The organism is Nocardia sp. NPDC058640 (assembly GCF_042716995.1).
Classification (GTDB): Bacteria; Actinomycetota; Actinomycetes; order Mycobacteriales; family Mycobacteriaceae; genus Nocardia.
In genome coordinates this window covers 40,145-57,458 of the sequence record NZ_JBHXRG010000020.1, presented here as the reverse complement: position 1 = coordinate 57,458, position 17,314 = coordinate 40,145, and the positions used below count along the sequence as shown (strand labels likewise).

Below are 17,314 nucleotides of genomic sequence, written 5' to 3'. Positions count from 1 at the left end.
AACGCGGCTTTTGGGCGTTTTCGGTGGAAAGTGGATATCTCCGGGTGTGATCAACCGCGTTCCATGGGCAGGCCCGCGTCGCGCCACGCGACCATGCCGCCCGCGAGACCGAACGCGTCGAAGCCCGCCGCGTGCGCCGATGCCGCGAACCGCTGCGAGGTCTCACCGACCGGGCATACGAACACCACCGGCCTCGAGCGGGGAAACGGCACTCCTTGCGCGAGCAGGTCGTCGAGTTGATCGTCGCGGATATTGACCGCGCCGGGGACGTGCCCGACCCGGTAGGCCATGGCGCCACGGGTGTCGACGATGGTGGGTCTGCCGGTGCGGTCGAGTTCGGCCAGGGCGGCGGGGGACAGGGTCGGCGCGGCATCGGCCGGGCTAGGGGGTGTCGGCGCGGCCGGTTTGCCGAACAGATCGGGTCGACGCTTGGCGAAATAGGACAGGTACGGTTCGATCCGGTCGCACACGATCAGCACGGCCACCAGGGGTCGGCCGTCGGGTCGCGGTGCCGCGGACAGAGTGCGCAGTGCGGCGGAATAGGCTGCGCCACTGGTGGGTCCGGCGAGCACGCCGTAGCCCTGGACCAGGTCCAGGGTGGCGGAGATGGCGGCGGCGGAGTCCACGGTGACGATTTCATCGTAGAAATCCGGCCGGAAAAGCCCCACATCCCACATCTCCCGCTCGGACCGAATGCCCGGGATGAAGTCGAACCGGTCCGACACCACCCCGATGGTGCGCAGGCCCGGATGCTGGGGCAATAGTGCGGTGGCGGTGCCACGCGTGGACCCGGTGGTACCGAGGCCCCCGATCAGATAGTCCAGGTCAGTAATGCCCGCCTGCGCAAGGTCGCTGGCGATCTCCGTGCCCGTGCCGTCGTGATGGGCCGCGATATTGCGTTCGTTGGTGTATTGCGACGGGTGGAACCAGCGGTCCGGTGCCTGGCTGGTGGTCTGGTCGATGACGGCCGAAACATCGTCGGCCGCATGGGGATCCGGGCATTCGGACAGGCCGGGCAGCTCCACGATCTCGGTGCCCAGCAGCTGCAGCAGTTGGCGGACTTCACCGACTCGGATCCGGTTGGTGACCGCACGCAACGGAACGCCGTGCAGGGCACCTAACACCCGCAAAGCCTTGGCGGTATTACCGCTGGATGCCTCGATGAACGACTGTCCGCCCGCCGCAACCGTGTCGAGGTCGTCGCGGATCATCGCCCACGCGACCCGGTCCTTCACCGATCCGAAAGGGTTGTGCGACTCCAGTTTCGCGTAGAGGTCGACATCGGGAAGCCCGTGGACAGCGGGGTCGAGGCGCAGCAGGGGAGTGTTGCCGATGAGCTCGGTGATGTGGTTGTAGACCATCAGCGATCCCCGGGGCGGTAGTCCGCATCCGGGCACAGCACGAACCGCCCATCACGGTGCAGCACAGCGACTCTCGCCGGAGCCGGGTGCATGCTGGCCTGCGCCGCCGACAGATCCATGTGATAGGCGGCGGTATTGGCGAACACCACCGGGTCGCCGGGTTCGGGCATCCGCGAGACTCGGACTTGCCGCTGAGTGATCAGGTCCCGCTCCAAACACAGATGCCCGGCGAAATAGACACCGGCAGGCTCGGATTCGCCTTCCTCGGACAACACGATCGGATCGATGAGCACCTCCTGGTCGGCGGCGGTGACGGTGTCGCGACTCAGATCCAGATGGACCAGCGTCGCGCCGTTGCCTGCACGTTTGACGAATTCCACCTGGGCCACGGTGATTCCGGCGTGATCGACCAAGGACTTGCCGGGCTCCAGCCACAGTTCGAGGAGGTTGTCGGCCAGCACCGACCCCACCGCCCGACCACCGTGTCCGGGCAGCGGGGAATCCAGCAGCTCGGCGAGCAGTGCGGGTGCGGTTTCGGTGTTGGCGTACTTGTGGAACACGGGTCCGCCGTGCACCATTCCGTCGGCGACGTGGTAGCCGAAAGTGTTGTTCCCCCAGTGCATCGCGGGCCCACGCCCGAGCAAGCCGACCCGTAACGCGTGGTCGTAGGCGTGGTACCCCTGCGCATCGGCGGTGAACACCTGGCGCAGACCGCCACCGATATCCAGGACTGTCGGCGCGAGACCGTGCGCGTAGGCGCGTTCGATCAGTTCGAGGCAGTCGCCCACGGCAGTGACCCGTTCCGTGGTGGCCGCGGTGTCGAGGTGGAAAGCAAACCCCAACAGCCGCAATCGATCTCGAAATCGCACCAGCAGGTCCAGCGCGGCGCCCGCATCGCGCAGATCGATGCCGAAGCGGCTGGGCGAACTACCGGGAAACCCCGAAACCCGCAGCAGCACGGGCACGGCGGACCCCGGGGCGACTATCTCGGCCAGTGTCGCGAGTTCCCAGAGATTGTCCACGTTGATCGTCACCCCCGCCGCCAGCGCGGTGCGTAGCATCGCGGCACCTTTAGGGCCGGTCACCTCGATAAGCTCGGGCGCAAACCCGGCACCGACAGCGGAACGCAATTCTTGCGCCGACGCCACATCGACCGCGATTCCCGCATGAGCAGCGGTACGCAAAAACGCCGCCGATCGATTCACCTTGTGCGCGTAGCAGATCCGATAACGCACAGACCGACCATCGAGCACACCCCGCAACGCGGCAAGATTGTCGGTGAACACCTGCGGGAACACCAGGTGCACGGGGGACCCGAAGCAGCGCAACACCTCTCGCACACCGTCTCGATCGGCCAGGAACGCGGCGACCAACGGATGCACTGCGGCGGGAACGGCGGGCGGAATCATCCCACCGACGCACCGGGCACCTGCGCGGGCACCTCGTCGACCGGATTGTAGCCACCGTCACGCAGCGCCTCGAACACCCGGAACCGGTTGCGCGGACTGCGAATCCGGGCGATCACCCGCTTGGACTCCAGATCGATCTCGACCACGGCAATGTCCATCGACTCGAGCAGCGCGGTGATCGTGCGGACACAATGCCGACAGCTCATATCCGGAACGTAGAACACCCCGTCGTCGCTGGTTCCGTGCTGCGCCTCGGTCAGATCCTCGACCACCTCCACCGAGCCGGCCAACGCCACGAACGTCTCGACGAACCGATCCGCCACCAGCGCAAGTACATTGACCAACGCCCCGTCGACATCATGCGGCACCGCCGCCAAACACCCAGGCCGCGCACCCGCCGGAAGCAACGCGTACTGCCGCGAAATCAAGTCCAGATCGTCGTGGTACTTCGCCACCGCGGCCTCGACAGACAGCCCTTCCTCTGTGGTAGCCCGCCGCATCACCGCCCGCGCATCGGCAATGGTGGCGTCCTTCATCGCCCGCAACACCGCAATCGAATCGGCGGTGTACCGCACGGACCCGTCCGGCTGCAGCGCGAACCGCACCGGGATCATTCCCCGTCGAAACGTCGACGCCTGCAACTCCCAGAACCACCGCGTAGCCACGGCGGTGAAGATGCCGGAAGTGTGCATCCCCCTAGCGAATTCGACGATCCCGCCATATGGAGTATCGGCGGCGATCAGCCCGTGCTGGACCAGCGCGCGCCCAGCAGCCTCCACCCCGACCCGGAAGATCTCGTGCGGGTCGTGGTCGGTGGTGGTCGCCTCGAGCACCGCGCGATCGCGGTCCGAAACAGCACGCTGCGGCAGACCCGATCCCGCAAGTGAATGCCACAGCGCCAGAACAGTTTCCCGGGCGACGATCGCGAGTTCCGGTCCCGCACCGGCGGTATGGAAGTACCCGGTGTTGGGAATCCCCGCACTGTCGGTCCACGTGATCCGATGCGTAGCACTGGTCACCTGCTCGGGCCGGCACGGCCGCATGAACCGCTCCAGATACATCCGCTGCGACTGCGTCAGCGCTGCCCCGTCCTCGGGCCGTAAAGCCGTGGCACGAAAGGTGATTCGGACCGGCGCCAACGGTTCAGTGGCCGCGAAAAGCCCGGCGGCGGCCAACCCGGCCAGCACTCGAGACGCGGCGCGGCGATCATAACGATCAGCGATAGGCGTATCCATCGTTGCTCCTCGGCGTCGGGGGACTTGGAGAACAGCTCGCGTCAGCGCCCGGCGATCCCGGACACGCACGCGACGAATCGATCGATCTCATCGAGGGTGTTGTACAGCTGCGTACTCACCCGCACCGAACCATCCCCGCCACCCGCAGCGGGCACACAGTGCGCCCCGGTCCGCACCAGAAAACCGGATTCGGCCAGCACGAACCCCAGATCGGCCGCACTGATCCCGTCGAGGGTGAACGAGACGATCCCGTACCCGACTTCACACCCCGCATGCGCGGGACCGGGCAGGAACTCGACCCCACGAACCTGCCGCAGACCCTCGATGAGCCGGACAGTGAGCACCCGGTTGTGCGCCGCGACCGCGAACCGATCGAGTTCATCGAGTAGATCGAAAGCCGGTGCGAGAGAAAGAATGCCGGGAATGTTGGGAGTTCCGCCCTCGAGCAGCGAGGGCATCCCCGTACCGACCAGGCCCGCCTCGGTGATCTGGACCCCCGACTGCCCACCCGGCAGAAACGGCCGCAGCCGATCGTGTACCCGGCGATGGCAATACAGCAGCCCCGTACCCGGCGCACCGAACATCTTGTGCCCCGCGAACACCGCGAAATCCGCACGCAAAACGGTCACGTCCACCGGCAGATGCCCGCCGCTTTGCGAACAGTCGAAGCACAGCAGGATCTCGGGATCGATGTGCCCGTGCAGTTCTTCGAGGGTGGTCAGCCCGCCGTACACGTGATGCAGGTGGCTGGTGGTGATCAGCCGGGTCCGCGGCCCGACCACGCGGAGAATGTCCTCGACATCAGCCTCGCCCGCCGACGTACTTCGATAGGGCCGCAACACGATTCGCCGACCGAGCCGCGCGAGCGTGTCGCGCAGATGGTGCCAGGGCAGCACGTTCGCGGCGTGATCAGCGGGGTTGTAGACGATCTCGTCGCCGTCGTTCAACGCCGCCAGACCCCAGCTGTACGCCACCGCACCCAGCGCCGCGGTCGCGCCACCGGTGAACACGATCTCGTCCGCGTGCTGCGCCCCGACAAAACCCGCCGCACGCGCACGCACCGCGGCGATCTGAGCCGACAACGACGTCGCCCACCCGTACGTACCCCGACCCGCATTGGCGGTGTGCTCGCGGTGATACGCGGTGACCGCCGCGATCACGGTGTCGGGCTTCTGCGTGGTCGCGGCACTGTCCAGGTACACCACCGAGGGATCGGCCAAGGCCGGAAACCGCGCACGAACAGCCGACGGCACCGGCGTGGGCGCGTGCTGGATCACCGTGGCGGCGGCGAACTCGGGCCGGGCGGGGTGCACCCGTTCAACGATACGCACGTTCCCGGCGCGACCGCCGAAGAATTCTCGGCGACAACACTTTTCGGTGCCGACAGACCCGCGCGCTAGTAGTTGCCCTGCAGATACTCGACCAGATGTTCACGCTCAGCGGCCAACTCGGTGATCTCGCTCTTCACCACATCGCCGATGCTGACAATCCCGATCAGCCGCTGCGATTCCACCACCGGCATGTGCCGAATCCGATGTTCGGTCATCACATCTCGCAACGACGACACATCCTCGGTCGGCGCACAGGTGCGCACCTTCGCCGTCATGATGTCGGTGACCGGGCGATCCAGCAGTGGCGCACCGTGGGTATGCAGATGTCGCACCACATCGCGTTCGGACACGATGCCCGCGATCGCCGCACCGTCGGGCGAGACCACCACCGCACCGATATTGTGCTGCGCCAACACCGCCAACAATTCCCGCACCGTGGTCTGTGGCGGCACCGTGGTGACCGCCGTGCCCTTGTTCCGCAGAATCTCCGCTATCCGCATCCGTGGCCGCCTGTCCGCATCGAAACGTCGCCCCCCAGCATGACCTGACGGTACGCCGGTGACCAGCACGAAGGCGTCACGTCCGCGCTATTCGTCGTCCAGTCCCGCAGACAGATAGGCGGCCGCGGCCAGCCACTGGCGGCACTGCGGCCCGTGGATGTCGTGCTGGCGCAGCATGTCGCGGGCCTGCCGGTAGGTCAGCGTGTTCGGTTCGTCGGCGCACGTGGTCGGTGGTGCGCCCGCGGCACCGAGATGTCGCTGAAACGGACTGCTCATCGCATGGCCCCTCGCATCCGGCGGCGGGAGCCGTGCCGGCCGGTGTGCGCCGGTGTTGCTCCCGGTGATCTCGCGGCCCGAGACGATGGCCGATTCGTTTTCATATGCAAGCACATCTGCACGGTCGATGCGGTCGTTTCGGGCCGCTATCGGCTTGTGGCGCTGGGAAATTCAGGGGGCTGGACACCGGGGTGGACCGTGCGTCCCGGTGCTGAGATCGGGTAAGTACCGACCGGTGCGCGGTAGCTGCGCGCGTGTTAATCTCGCCCTCGCGCAACGCGGATGCAAGAACGTTTGTGCGTGCATCTGCAATGTTCGTACCGAGGGTGTCATCGAGTAACGAGGAGTGCGGTATGTCCGGAATGCAGCATGATCAGCGTGAACGCCCGGAAATCGGGGCATGGCGCAAGAGCACCTACAGCAACCCCAGCGGCAACTGTGTCGAAGTGGCCGAAGCCGCCGACGGCTCGGTGGCCGTGCGCAACTCGCGCGATCCGCAGGGTTCGGTGATCTTCTACACCCGCCCCGAGATCGACGCGTTCATCCGCGGCGCTAAGGCCGGAGAGTTCGACTACCTGACCGGGTAATCGGTACCATCTGGACCTATGACGGCTGAACCCCACGAGATCGGTCGCGTGCAACCTGTTGTCGACCGCGGCCCCACCGTCTTGCGCATCGCGCTGGGCGGTCAGCTGCGCAAGTTGCGCGAAGGCAAAGGCATCACCCGCGAGGCGGCCGGTGACGCGATCCGTGGGTCACACGCGAAGATCAGCCGACTCGAACTGGGCCGCACCGGTTTCAAGGAACGCGACATCCGGGATCTGCTCACCCTCTATGGCGTGCTCGATCCCGTGGAGCGCACGGCGTTCTTCGAATTGGCAAGGCAGGCAAGCGAACCCGGCTGGTGGCACCGCTACAGCGACCTGCTGCCCTCGTGGTTCAGCACCTACCTCGGCCTGGAACAAGCGGCCAGTCAGATCCGTACCTACGAGGCGCAGTTGGTGCCCGGCCTGTTGCAGACACCGGAATACACCAGGGCGGTGGTCACGCTCGGCGTCGACGACGCGGAAACCGACCGTCGAGTCCAGGTCCGGCAGAAGCGCCAGGACGTACTGCACCGGGTGAACCCGCCGGTGGTCTGGGCCGTGATCGACGAGGCGGTGCTGCACCGGCCGATCGGCGGACGCGAAGTGCACCGAGCGCAGCTGCGCTACCTGGCAGAACTGGCGGCCCTGCCCCATGTGACAGTGCAGGTGCTGCCGTACGCGGCGGGCGGACACGCGGCGGCGGGCAGTTCGTTCAGCATTCTGCGCTTCGGCGAACCGGAACTGCCCGACATCGTCTACCTGGAGCAACTCACCAGCGCGCTGTATCTGGAGCGGCGCCAGGACCTCGCGCTGTACCTGTCGGTGATGGATCAGCTCAGTGTGCAGGCGGAACGACCGGATCGCTCACGCGAAATCCTGCTCGAGCACGCCGAGCGAGACTGAATCAGCTGCTGCTACTGCGCGGTATCCGAGAGCGCGCAGTGCGTGCTACCGCTCAGTATTTGATACAGCTGGCGGCGATCCGCCAAAACGTGTCAGGGGTCAGCGTCTGCAGATCCCAGTCGTCGGCCAATTCGTGCGCGGTACTGACGATGCGTTCGATATCGAAGTCGTTGCGGGTGGCCGCGCCGGTGGATTCCACCGCGTCGATGACGAACGCGACCGCGCTTTCCCGTGACCACCGCGCGTGCTCGGGGTGGGTGGCCGCTGCGCGATCAGCGAGGCCGTATCGACCGTTGGTGCTATTCATGTAGTGCCCCTGTGCTCAGGCAGTGGCAAACTCGAGGCAACTGATGCCCCGGGTATGCCGCTCGCGGCCTCCCCTGACTATCCCCTGAATTGTGTTGCGGCCCTGAGTTTAGGACGCAGTCACTTTCAGATGCAAGCACATCTGCACGATCGATTCCGTCTCGATGCGGTGTATATCCCGGCTTCTGGGTGGCGAATTCGGGTTCGTGGGACCGACTTCATCCGGTGCGGTGCGCGAATAGTGGCGTGACCGGCGGTTAGCCGTGTTCACGAGCCGAAAATCGGGGCACCCCACCTGGTGAACTTGCTGTAACCCGTTCGAAATATGTTGCGACAGTTAATTTATGGCAATCACGCAATCGTGTTGACCGATGCGTCGACCGGCATTGTCAACGTTCGGGCCCGCCGGGGTTGCAGTTCGCCGACACCGTGGCCTGATAGCCGACGTCGGGTCGCCACGGTTCCAGATTCCAGCTCGGCTTGTCCGGCGCCACCATCCTGGCCCACACCCAGTGGCAGACGAACTGGTCGCGCATACCGGGTGCGTCGGCATCGGGGTCCAGCGCGCGCACTTCCTGCCAGGCCAGCTCGTCGGTGCCCGGTGCGGCGGTTTTGCGGCCCGCCTGGGTCGGGAACACGAGCAGGCGGGGGCCGTCGATGCTGTCGGTCCAGGTCACGTGGTCGATGAGCGGCAGGCCCGCGTACGGGTCGACGGCGGGGGTGCGCGGGGCGATCGTGGCAGGCACGCGGATGGTGGTGGTGGTCGGCGGGTCCGCGACCGTCACTTCCTCGGCCGAGCCACAACCGGCCAGCAGGGCCACCACGCTCGCGGCCAGTACGAACCGGATCTGCCGTGCCACCAACGCCCCCTTCGGCCACCGCGGGGCCCTTGCCCGCGCGACCAGCCTAGTGCGGCGTCAGTGCCACAGCGACCGGCAGGGTAGTCGGCGAAGACCGGGTTCGACCTGCCCGTCGACGGTCACCAGCAGCCCCGAATGCACCGCCGCCGAAGTGAATTCCCACGCCTCGGCCTGCGTGGCCGCGTATTCCAGCACCAGGGCGTCCTCGGGCGTCGGGCCGTCGAAGTACACCGTGATCCGCCGGGTGGGTATCTCGTCGCGCTCGGTGCGGTGGGCCGTGGCGGCAATGTTCTCGTCGATGGGAATCATGGCGTACTCCTTTCGCCTCGGCGCTGGTGAGCGCCTTCCTACTCGACGGTAGGGCTTCCACCATCGACAGGAACACGTTCCGATTTCGCTTGGAGATCTCACAATCCATCCGTGGCTGCGGCGGTGTGCGCGCATACGGTCGCGGGCTACCTCCGGTCACAACCTCGCACCGCGCGGGTTGTGAGCTCCGCCGATGTTCGTGCGACCCGGCGACGATCAGCCACGGTACCGGCGAGGATCGCTGTGGACAGTAGCGACACGGGAGGAACAGCTGCATGATCTGGCACCGAACACTTTTGGCCTGCGCGACGGCAGCGGTGCTCACCCTGGTGCCGGCCGCCGCGGGCCACACCGCACCGCTGTATCCCACTGCCGACACCGACCCCTTCTACACCCAGCCTGCCGATCTGAAAGACCACAAGCCCGGCGACGTGCTCGGCGTGCGCGCGATGCCGCCGCTGGCGATGTTCCCCGACACCACGATCACCCTGATCCAGTTCCGCTCCACCAATTCCGCGGGCGACCCGATCGCCGCCACGACCACGGTGCTGCAGCCCGCCAACCACCGCCCCGACGCCCCTGTGCTGTCCTACCAACACATCATCAACGGGCTGGGTACCCGCTGCTCGGTGTCGAAGGTGCTCTACACCGACGACCCGGACCTGATGGTGCGGGAGTCGGTGGCGTGGAACTTCGCGCTCAAACGCGGCTGGACGATGGCGGTGCCCGATCACCTTGGCCCCAACTTCGCTTATGGCGCAGCCAAATTGGGTGGGCAGGTGACCCTGGACGGCATCCGGGCGGTGCGCCAGGTCGAGCAACTGCGAGTCGGCGGTAGTCGAGTGGCGATGGCCGGGTACTCCGGCGGCGGCATGGCCACCGCGTGGGCCGCGGCCTTGCAGCCCGAGTACGCGCCCGAGCTCGAGATCGCGGGGGCGGCGATGGGCGGGGTGCCGATGAACCTGGTGTCGATGCTGGAAGGGCTGGGCTTCGGCGCGCATCCGGTCTTCGGTCTGGCGTTGGCCGCGGGGATCGGCCTGGAACGTGAGTACCCGCAACGCTTTCCGATCAGCGAGCAGATGAACGCCAGCGGTCTGGCCGCGCGGGCGTCGATCCGCGATGCCTGCACCAACGACATCCTCGGTGCGGGCGCGGGCCGCGGCATTCTCGACTTCGCCGCCACCACGTCGCTGGTGGAGGATCCCGAAGCGCGCGCGGTAGTGGAGGAGAACAGTCTCGAGTTGTACCCCGGTGCGCCGACAATGCCGGTGTTCGAATGGCATTCGCCCATCGACGGTCTCATTCCCGTCGGCGCGATCACCTCGACCATGCACCGGTGGTGCGCGGCGGGCGCGAAGGTCGTCAGCCAGGAGACACCGGTCCCAGACCATCTGACCGCAGCTGTGCTCGGATTGCCTTCCGCGCTGAGTTGGCTCGATGCCCGGCTGCAGGGGGAACCGGCGCCCAGCACCTGCTGAGCCCGGTTCGGGTTCGACCCGGATCCGCACGCCCCGATACGGATCCGGGTCGATACCTTCTTTTCGCATGCCGATTCTGTTGCGATACAGCGGCATTGCGCACACGACTGGGCAACAACGCCGATGCCGTGCGGTGCCCGCCCGTAGCGTGGAAACTCTGACGACGGCGCGGTGGGGGAGTTTCGGCGGGGGTCGAAGCACATCCGTTGTGGCACGTCATCGACGAATCTGTTGCCACCCGAAGGCGTGTGTGTCATGAGATCTGTTCGAGCTCTTATTCTTTCGATGCTGCTGCTGTGCACGTTCGCGGTCGGTACCGCGGCCGCGCAACCGCCGCCGACCCACCAGTTCCCGGTGCCCCAATTGGGCACACCCGGTTTCCTGCCCGATTTGCAACGCTGGATCGACCAGGTGATCCCGTCGCCGATCCAGCCCGATCCCGCCGATCCCGAATCCGAGCTGGCGGCCTTGCACGCCGCGGTGCTGCCGTCGCCGGTGGGTGATCCGATCTTCGATCACTGGCCGGCCGACCTGGCCGATCTGTCGCCGGGTGACCTGATCGAATCGCGCGACATCACCGCGACCGCGGCCTGGTTGACGCTGGTCCCGATCCGCTCGGCGACCCTGCTGAAATTTCGCACCGACGATTCGCAGGGCAGGCCCTCCTACGCCACCGCGACCCTGATCGTGCCCGCCACCGCGTGGACCGGCCCCGGCGACCGCCCCGTGCTGGTCAACAACCTGCCGATCGACGCGCTGGGCCGCAAATGCACGCCGGGTTACTCACTGGCGCACGGACTTTCGACCCAGTCCAGCGCGACCGAGTTCATCCCACCGACCACCCAGCTGGCCGTGTTGCGCGGCTACGCGGTGCTGGTGCCCGATCACCAGGGCCCGTGGATGGCCTACGCCGAACCGTATGTCGCCGGGCACGCCGTGCTCGACTCGATCCGGGCGGTGCGTGGCAGCGACCCGGTCACCTACGGCGACAGTCGATTCGCGATGACCGGCTACTCCGGCGGCGCCATCGCCACGCACGGTGCGGCGAAGCTGATCGACTCCTACGCACCGGAACTGGCCGATGCGATCGTGGGCGCGGCCCTGGGCGGGGTGCCCGCGGACTTCGAGATGTTGTCGCGCAGTATGAACGGCAATCTCGCGTCCGGAGTTTTTATGGCCGCGACGTTCGCGATCGGTCGGGAACGTCCGGAAATCCTCGCCGCGATGAACAATCTGGGCCGTTGGGCGACCACCTCGGTCTTGAAAGACACCTGCCTCAGCGTGTTCGCGGCGCCGGGAATCCTGCATCTGCCGATCGACGTCGGTGCCAATATCGCCGACCCGCTGCGTTCGGAACTGGCCACCGGCATCTACGAGGTGACCCGAATGCAAGGTATGCGTTCGGCGACACCGCTGTATATCTACAACGGTGACCAGGAATGGTGGATCCCGGCCGAAGGTGCCCGCAATCTCTACACGCAGCAGTGCGAACTCGGTGCGAACGCGGTGTATCGCGGGGTGCTGGGCGAACATCTGATCGGCGCGGCCACGGGCTATCCGGAGGCGATGCTGTGGCTGGACCAACGACTGCTCGGAGTCCCCGCTCACAGCGAATGCTGAACGCACAGATGATCTTTCACAGTGCCCGGTGAACGACCCCGAAAAATTCCTGTGCCCCGTCATGGCAGTTTTCGGCGGGACGTGGTGACCTGCCCAGACCGCAGGTGACAAGCGTCTCGTCGCGATTTCCGCGGCATATGTTTTGGGCGGTTTCGACAAGCCATTCGTTCTCCCGGCAGAAAAGGGGCGGCGAATATCGAATCGCACAGGAAGACAAGTCAACACATGAAAACTTCTAGTCGCAGACGTTCGTTGGCCACGGCGGCATTCGCCGGGTTCGGCGCGCTGTCCATGGTGTTCACCGGGCCGGGGGCGAGCGCGGCCCCCGCTGCGGCGCCGACCGAGGCCGAACTGGCCGACATCGTCTCCGAAGGCCGTCAGGTCGACGGAAGCGCGGGCACCGGCTCCGCGTGCACCTCGGGCAGTGGTGCCGGTTCGGGTAACGGGTCCGGTGATTGCTACGGCGGTTCGGGTTCCAGCTCCGGCTCTTCGGGCGGCTACTCCTCTGACCCCGGCGCGTACGGTCCTGCGTCCACGGCGTTCCTCGCCGCGTTCGCGTACGGCCTTGGCAACCCCGACGCCGCCGCGCCCGGCACCAACGACTGGAACTGCAAGCCCACCGACGCGCATCCGCGCCCGGTGGTGTTGCTGCACGGCACGTGGATGAACGCCTACAACGGCTACGCCTACATGGGTCAGCCGATCAAGGACGCCGGCTACTGCACGTTCACGTTCAACTACGGCCGTTCGAACATGATGGAAGGTGGTGGCCTGGGTTCGTTCCTGCCCGGCGTCATGGGCACCGGCTACATCGAGGATTCGGCGAAGCAGACCGCGGCGTTCGTGGACCGGGTTCTCGCGGCCACCGGCGCCGACGAGGTCGACATCGTCGCGCACTCGCAGGGCGGGTCCATGGCCAACCACTACACCAAGTTCGAGGGTGGCGCGGCCAAGGTCGACAAGCTGATCACCTTCGGCGCCACGCACCACGGCACCAGCCTCGACGGCATCGGCGCACTGGGCCGCATGATCAACAACCTGGGTATCGACATTCTGGGTCCGATCGAGATCTTCGTCGGGCACGCCGGTATCCAGCAGACCATCGGCTCGGATTTCGTGAACAACCTCAACGCCAACGGCGACACCGTTCCCGGTGTGAACTACACCGTGGTCGGTACCCGATACGACGAGGTGACCAACCCCTACGACCTGACCTTCCTGAAGGCCGGTCCCGGTGCCACGGTCAACAACATCACCCTGCAGGACGGGTGTGAACAGGACGTCTCCGACCACCTGACGTTGATGTACTCCCCGCGTGCGCTGTCGATCGTGCTGCGTGCGCTGGACCCGGTGCAGAACCCGCAGCTGACCTGCGCGTTCAACCCGTGGCTGATCGGAGGTGGCGGTTCCCTCTAAGGATCGACACAACAAAGGCGCTGCCCGTACGCGGACAGCGCCTTTGTTGTGAGTCGAGTCAGGCAGGAACGGAACGGTAACTGCGCGCGACCAGCGCGGAACGCAGGTACCACAGCCCCGAGGGCTGCGTCGGGTCGAAGCCGGTGAGCTGGCCGATCCGCTTGAGGCGGTAGTCCACGGTATTGGTGTGCACGTGCAGCACACGCGCGGTGCGCTGCCGGTTGAGGTTGTTGGCGATGTGGCGCTGCAGGGTTTCCAGCAGCTCGGGGTACTGATCCAGCGGATCCAGCAGCGAGCCCAGGAATTCGCGGCCGGGGCCGGGCCGGGTGAGCTGGTATTCCAGGGCGAGCTCGTCGAACCGGTACAGCCCCGAGGTCACTTCCAGGCGCTGCACCATATCCAGCAGCTCATGGGCCTGATCGGCGCCGTCGGGCACCCCGGTGGTGGTGCATTCGACCATCGCGGCGGTGATCCCGACCTGCGCGGCCTGCGACAGCTGGGCGACCAGGGCAGCCAGACCGTCACGATCGAACGCGTCGGCCGGAATCAACACCGTGCCGCCGTCGACGCTGAGCAGCGACAACGCGGAGTCACCGCAGCGCTTGGCCAGCTCGGCCTGCACGCGGCGCAGCTTGCGGCGGGCCACGACCTTGGCGTCCAGCGCCGGGTTGGCCTCCTCGCGATGCTGCGGGATCGACAGCGCCAGCACCGTGTAGGTCTCGGCGATGGTGATGCCGCATTCGCGGGCCATCGTGGAGGTGCTGTGCCCGCCCAGCAGCGCCGACGTGAGCGTGTGCACGGCGGTGTGGTGTTCGCTGACCACCCCGCGCAGCTCCCGCACATACGCCAGGGAGATCTGGGCGGTGATGGTGTCCAGAAGTTCCATCACGACCTTGACCCCGCCGACCAGGCTGTCGAAATCCTGGCCCGAGGCGCTGGAAACCACCAGATCAAGGCCCATTTTGAAGCCCTCGGCGATCGAATGGTGGATCGTGTCGATGGGCACGCCCTCGCGAGCCCACGCACTGGCCGCGTCCTGCAGGCGCTGTTGCTTGCTGGGAATATCGCGTCCGTCGAGCATGCCGACGGCGAATTCCAGGCAGATCCGGGTGATCGTGGTGACATCGCCGGAGATGGCGTCACCGGGCAGCGTGCCGCAGGGCGCCACGGTTGCCACGAAATGCCCGACCATCTGCCGGGACAACGCGCGAACGTCTTTCAGCGGCAACGACATCGGCTTGCCCGAGACGGTCAATGACGGCCGGGGTGGATTGTGGACGGACATCTATATTCCCTTCGCCTGATTTCGGCTGTACCCCCCGCTGTCCAGCGAACCCCACCCTAACGAACTACAAAGCAAACCGGAATGGATTGTCAGGTTATGGGTACGGGGCCCAGGTCTGTGCGACGCGGTAGTGACGGGTCACAAGTCTGGTTCTGAGCTATCAGTGGTTGTAGAGTTCTGCGCCATGCGACCTGCTGTTCGTTGTCTGGTCTGGGAACTGGACGAGACCCTGTGGGAGGGTGTCGTCCACGACCAGACCGGCACCCTGCTGCGCCCGCCGGCGCTGCGCACGCTGACCATGCTCAGCGAGCGCGGGATCCTGCACGCCGTGGCCGCCCGCGGCGACCGCGCCGCGACCTTGCGCGCCCTCTACCGGCACGGCGTCTACGAGATGTTCTCGGCGGTCGAGGTCGGCTGGGGCCGCAAATCCGCCTCGATCGTCCGCATCGCGGGCACCCTGGGCCTAGGCCTCGACTCTCTGGCTTTCCTCGACGCCGAACCGATCGAACGCGCCGAAGTCTCCCGCGCGCTGCCGATGGTCCGCTGCTACGCCGCCCGCAACGCGGACATGCTCCCGCTACTCCCGGACTTCCGCCACAACCTGCGCTCGGACCGAGCCCCCACCCCACCCCTGGGCTTCGCCCGCGTGCCCGCATTCTGATCGCGCCCGGCGAACGACGACGGCGCGCCCACAGGGGACGCGCCGCCGACGGTGAAATCAGTCCTGCGCGAGGATGAAGTCCGCTGCCTGTTCGCCGATGAAGATGGCGGGGGCGTTGGTGTGGCCGCGGATGATCAACGGCATCACCGAGGCGTCGGCCACGCGAAGGCCCTCCACGCCACGGACTTTCAGGTCCGGGGTCACGACGCTGGCGGCGTCGGTGCCCATGCGGCAGGTGCCGATCGGGTGGTACAGGGTGTGGGAGAACTTTTCGATGGTCAGGGCGATGGCGCCCTCGATGTCGTCGGGGGCTTCGGGCGGGTAGATCAGGTCGCCCAGCGCACTCTTGAGCGCGGGCTGGCCCGCGAGCCCGGCGCACAGGCGCAGTCCGGCCTCGAGGGTGGCGCGGTCGGCGCCGTCGGGGTCGGACAGGTATTGCGGATCGATGACGGGCTTGGCCGTGGGGTCGGCGCTGGCCAGGCTGATCTTGCCGCGGCTGCGCGGACGCAACAGGATCGCGCCCAGCACCACACCGTGTTCGGTAGCCTCGACCAGGCCCTCGTGGTAGAACGGCGCCGGTGCGTAGATCAGTTCCAGATCGGGGTGCTCGAGGTCGGGTTCGCTGCGCACGAAACCGTACGCCTCACCGACATTGGAGGTGAGCATGCCGCGGTGGCGGACCAGGTAGTTGATCAGCTCGAGGGGCTTCTCCGCGGTGTACAGCGAATCCGATTCCACGCCGTAGCCCAGCGCCGCGATCAGGTGGTCCTGCAGGTTCGCGCCGACCTCGGGGGAGTGCGCGACCAACTCGATGCCCAGTGCTCTCAGGTCTTCCTGATCGCCGATGCCCGAAAGCTGCAGCAGTTGGGGACTGTTGATCGCCCCACCACAGAGAATGACCTCACGGTTGGCGGTCACCGTCTGCGTCTGCTCGCCCTTGCGGTACTCCACACCCACGGCCTTGGTGCCTTCGAAGAGCACACGCGTAGCCAACGATTCGGCCAGCACGGTCAGATTCGACCGCTTCATCGCCGGCCGCAGGTACCCGTCGGCGGTACTCCACCGGCGACCCTCACGCTGGGTGACCATCGTCTGCGTAAACCCCTCGGGTGCGGGACGATTGGCCGCCTCGAGCTCGTGACCGGCCTGGCGCGCGGCCTCGAGGAACGCGTGCGTGGACGCGCGCGGGTTGCGCTGCCGCTGCACATGCTGCGGCCCCTTCGACCCCTCGTCGGGAAACTGCGCGTCCTGCACGTTCTCGATCTTGCGGAACTGCTCCACCGCGGCGGCGAAGTTCCACTGCTCGCCCGCCAGCAGCCCCCACTCCTCGTAATCGGCGCGGAAACCACGCACCCACATCATCGCGTTCATCGACGACGATCCGCCGAAGGTCTTGCCGCGCGGCCAGTAGATCTCCCGGTCACCCAGCGCGGCCTGCGGCACGGTCGAGTAGTCCCAATCCCGTTCGGTGCGAAACAGTTTCGAGAACGCTGCCGGAATGTGGCAGAACTTGTCGTCGTCGGCCGGTCCGGCCTCCAACAGTACGACCGTGGTGGCGGGGTCGGCGCTGAGCCGATTCGCCAGCACCGCCCCCGCGGATCCGGAGCCGACGATCACGTAATCCGCGGACGTCCCACCTGCTTGCACTGTCCAACTCCGATCTGCACTGCGTTACTGATTCGGCGCGCCTGCTCGCGGGCATGAAAAGCCCGCGAGCACAGCCGGACTCGTCGTCGGGCGTGGCGCTGCAAGCAGAGTACTGACACTGCGCCCGCGA

General features: G+C 66.5%; 17 protein-coding genes. 6 read left to right on the top strand and 11 right to left on the bottom strand.

Annotated features, from left to right (window positions below; translation table 11 throughout):
* Window positions 1-50: 50 nt before the first annotated feature.
* The 6 genes from ACFWU5_RS20520 to ACFWU5_RS20495 all read right to left on the bottom strand — a co-directional run bounded on the left by ACFWU5_RS20520 (window position 51) and on the right by ACFWU5_RS20495 (window position 6,112).
* Window positions 51-1,361, bottom strand: a complete 1,311-nt coding sequence (locus ACFWU5_RS20520; protein ID WP_379268280.1) for a pyridoxal-phosphate dependent enzyme — start codon at window positions 1,359-1,361, stop codon at window positions 51-53.
* Window positions 1,361-2,770 (bottom strand): decarboxylase, encoded by a 1,410-nt coding sequence (locus ACFWU5_RS20515; protein WP_379268279.1) that lies wholly within the window; start codon window positions 2,768-2,770, stop codon window positions 1,361-1,363. Before ACFWU5_RS20515 ends, ACFWU5_RS20520 begins: the two co-directional genes overlap by 1 nt.
* Window positions 2,767-4,005 (bottom strand): heavy-metal-associated domain-containing protein, encoded by a 1,239-nt coding sequence (locus tag ACFWU5_RS20510; RefSeq protein WP_379268278.1) that lies wholly within the window; start codon window positions 4,003-4,005, stop codon window positions 2,767-2,769. Before ACFWU5_RS20510 ends, ACFWU5_RS20515 begins: the two co-directional genes overlap by 4 nt.
* A 41-nt stretch (window positions 4,006-4,046) precedes the next feature.
* Window positions 4,047-5,318: an aminotransferase class V-fold PLP-dependent enzyme gene (locus ACFWU5_RS20505; protein ID WP_379268277.1), complete on the bottom strand. Its 1,272-nt coding sequence runs from the start codon at window positions 5,316-5,318 to the stop codon at window positions 4,047-4,049.
* A gap of 83 nt (window positions 5,319-5,401) precedes the next feature.
* Window positions 5,402-5,836 carry a CBS domain-containing protein gene (locus tag ACFWU5_RS20500; RefSeq protein WP_379268276.1) on the bottom strand — a complete coding sequence of 145 codons (435 nt, stop codon included), beginning with the start codon at window positions 5,834-5,836 and terminating at the stop codon, window positions 5,402-5,404.
* Between the two features lie 87 nt (window positions 5,837-5,923).
* On the bottom strand, window positions 5,924-6,112 hold the full coding sequence (locus tag ACFWU5_RS20495; protein WP_379241848.1) for a hypothetical protein: 189 nt from the start codon (window positions 6,110-6,112) through the stop codon (window positions 5,924-5,926).
* A gap of 353 nt (window positions 6,113-6,465) precedes the next feature.
* Between ACFWU5_RS20495 and ACFWU5_RS20490 the strand changes: the two genes are divergently transcribed.
* Complete coding sequence (locus tag ACFWU5_RS20490; RefSeq protein WP_379241849.1) at window positions 6,466-6,699, top strand: DUF397 domain-containing protein; 234 nt, start codon at window positions 6,466-6,468, stop codon at window positions 6,697-6,699.
* Between the two features lie 18 nt (window positions 6,700-6,717).
* Window positions 6,718-7,602 carry a helix-turn-helix domain-containing protein gene (locus ACFWU5_RS20485; RefSeq protein ID WP_379241850.1) on the top strand — a complete coding sequence of 295 codons (885 nt, stop codon included), beginning with the start codon at window positions 6,718-6,720 and terminating at the stop codon, window positions 7,600-7,602.
* A 52-nt stretch (window positions 7,603-7,654) separates the two neighbouring features.
* On the opposite strand, the gene ACFWU5_RS20480 is transcribed toward ACFWU5_RS20485, so the two are convergent.
* The 3 genes from ACFWU5_RS20480 to ACFWU5_RS20470 form a co-directional block, all read right to left on the bottom strand.
* Window positions 7,655-7,909 (bottom strand): hypothetical protein, encoded by a 255-nt coding sequence (locus tag ACFWU5_RS20480; protein ID WP_379268275.1) that lies wholly within the window; start codon window positions 7,907-7,909, stop codon window positions 7,655-7,657.
* Between the two features lie 388 nt (window positions 7,910-8,297).
* Window positions 8,298-8,768 (bottom strand): DUF2599 domain-containing protein, encoded by a 471-nt coding sequence (locus tag ACFWU5_RS20475; protein ID WP_379268274.1) that lies wholly within the window; start codon window positions 8,766-8,768, stop codon window positions 8,298-8,300.
* A gap of 57 nt (window positions 8,769-8,825) precedes the next feature.
* Window positions 8,826-9,077 carry a hypothetical protein gene (locus tag ACFWU5_RS20470; RefSeq protein ID WP_379268273.1) on the bottom strand — a complete coding sequence of 84 codons (252 nt, stop codon included), beginning with the start codon at window positions 9,075-9,077 and terminating at the stop codon, window positions 8,826-8,828.
* Window positions 9,078-9,352: 275 nt separating this feature from the next.
* On the opposite strand from ACFWU5_RS20470, the gene ACFWU5_RS20465 reads away from it, so the two are divergent.
* The 3 genes from ACFWU5_RS20465 to ACFWU5_RS20455 all read left to right on the top strand — a co-directional run bounded on the left by ACFWU5_RS20465 (window position 9,353) and on the right by ACFWU5_RS20455 (window position 13,591).
* Window positions 9,353-10,555: a lipase family protein gene (locus tag ACFWU5_RS20465; protein WP_379268272.1), complete on the top strand. Its 1,203-nt coding sequence runs from the start codon at window positions 9,353-9,355 to the stop codon at window positions 10,553-10,555.
* A 255-nt stretch (window positions 10,556-10,810) separates the two neighbouring features.
* Window positions 10,811-12,175: a lipase family protein gene (locus tag ACFWU5_RS20460; RefSeq protein WP_379268271.1), complete on the top strand. Its 1,365-nt coding sequence runs from the start codon at window positions 10,811-10,813 to the stop codon at window positions 12,173-12,175.
* A 225-nt stretch (window positions 12,176-12,400) separates the two neighbouring features.
* Complete coding sequence (locus ACFWU5_RS20455) at window positions 12,401-13,591, top strand: esterase/lipase family protein (RefSeq protein WP_379268270.1); 1,191 nt, start codon at window positions 12,401-12,403, stop codon at window positions 13,589-13,591.
* A 58-nt stretch (window positions 13,592-13,649) separates the two neighbouring features.
* Here the strand turns inward: ACFWU5_RS20455 and ACFWU5_RS20450 are convergent, their stop codons facing one another.
* Window positions 13,650-14,876, bottom strand: coding sequence for a PucR family transcriptional regulator (locus tag ACFWU5_RS20450; protein ID WP_379241857.1), 1,227 nt, complete (start codon window positions 14,874-14,876; stop codon window positions 13,650-13,652).
* A gap of 184 nt (window positions 14,877-15,060) precedes the next feature.
* On the opposite strand from ACFWU5_RS20450, the gene ACFWU5_RS20445 reads away from it, so the two are divergent.
* Window positions 15,061-15,537, top strand: a complete 477-nt coding sequence (locus ACFWU5_RS20445; protein WP_379241858.1) for a hypothetical protein — start codon at window positions 15,061-15,063, stop codon at window positions 15,535-15,537.
* A 57-nt stretch (window positions 15,538-15,594) separates the two neighbouring features.
* On the opposite strand, the gene ACFWU5_RS20440 is transcribed toward ACFWU5_RS20445, so the two are convergent.
* Window positions 15,595-17,184, bottom strand: coding sequence for a GMC family oxidoreductase (locus ACFWU5_RS20440; RefSeq protein ID WP_379268269.1), 1,590 nt, complete (start codon window positions 17,182-17,184; stop codon window positions 15,595-15,597).
* Window positions 17,185-17,314 lie beyond the last annotated feature (130 nt).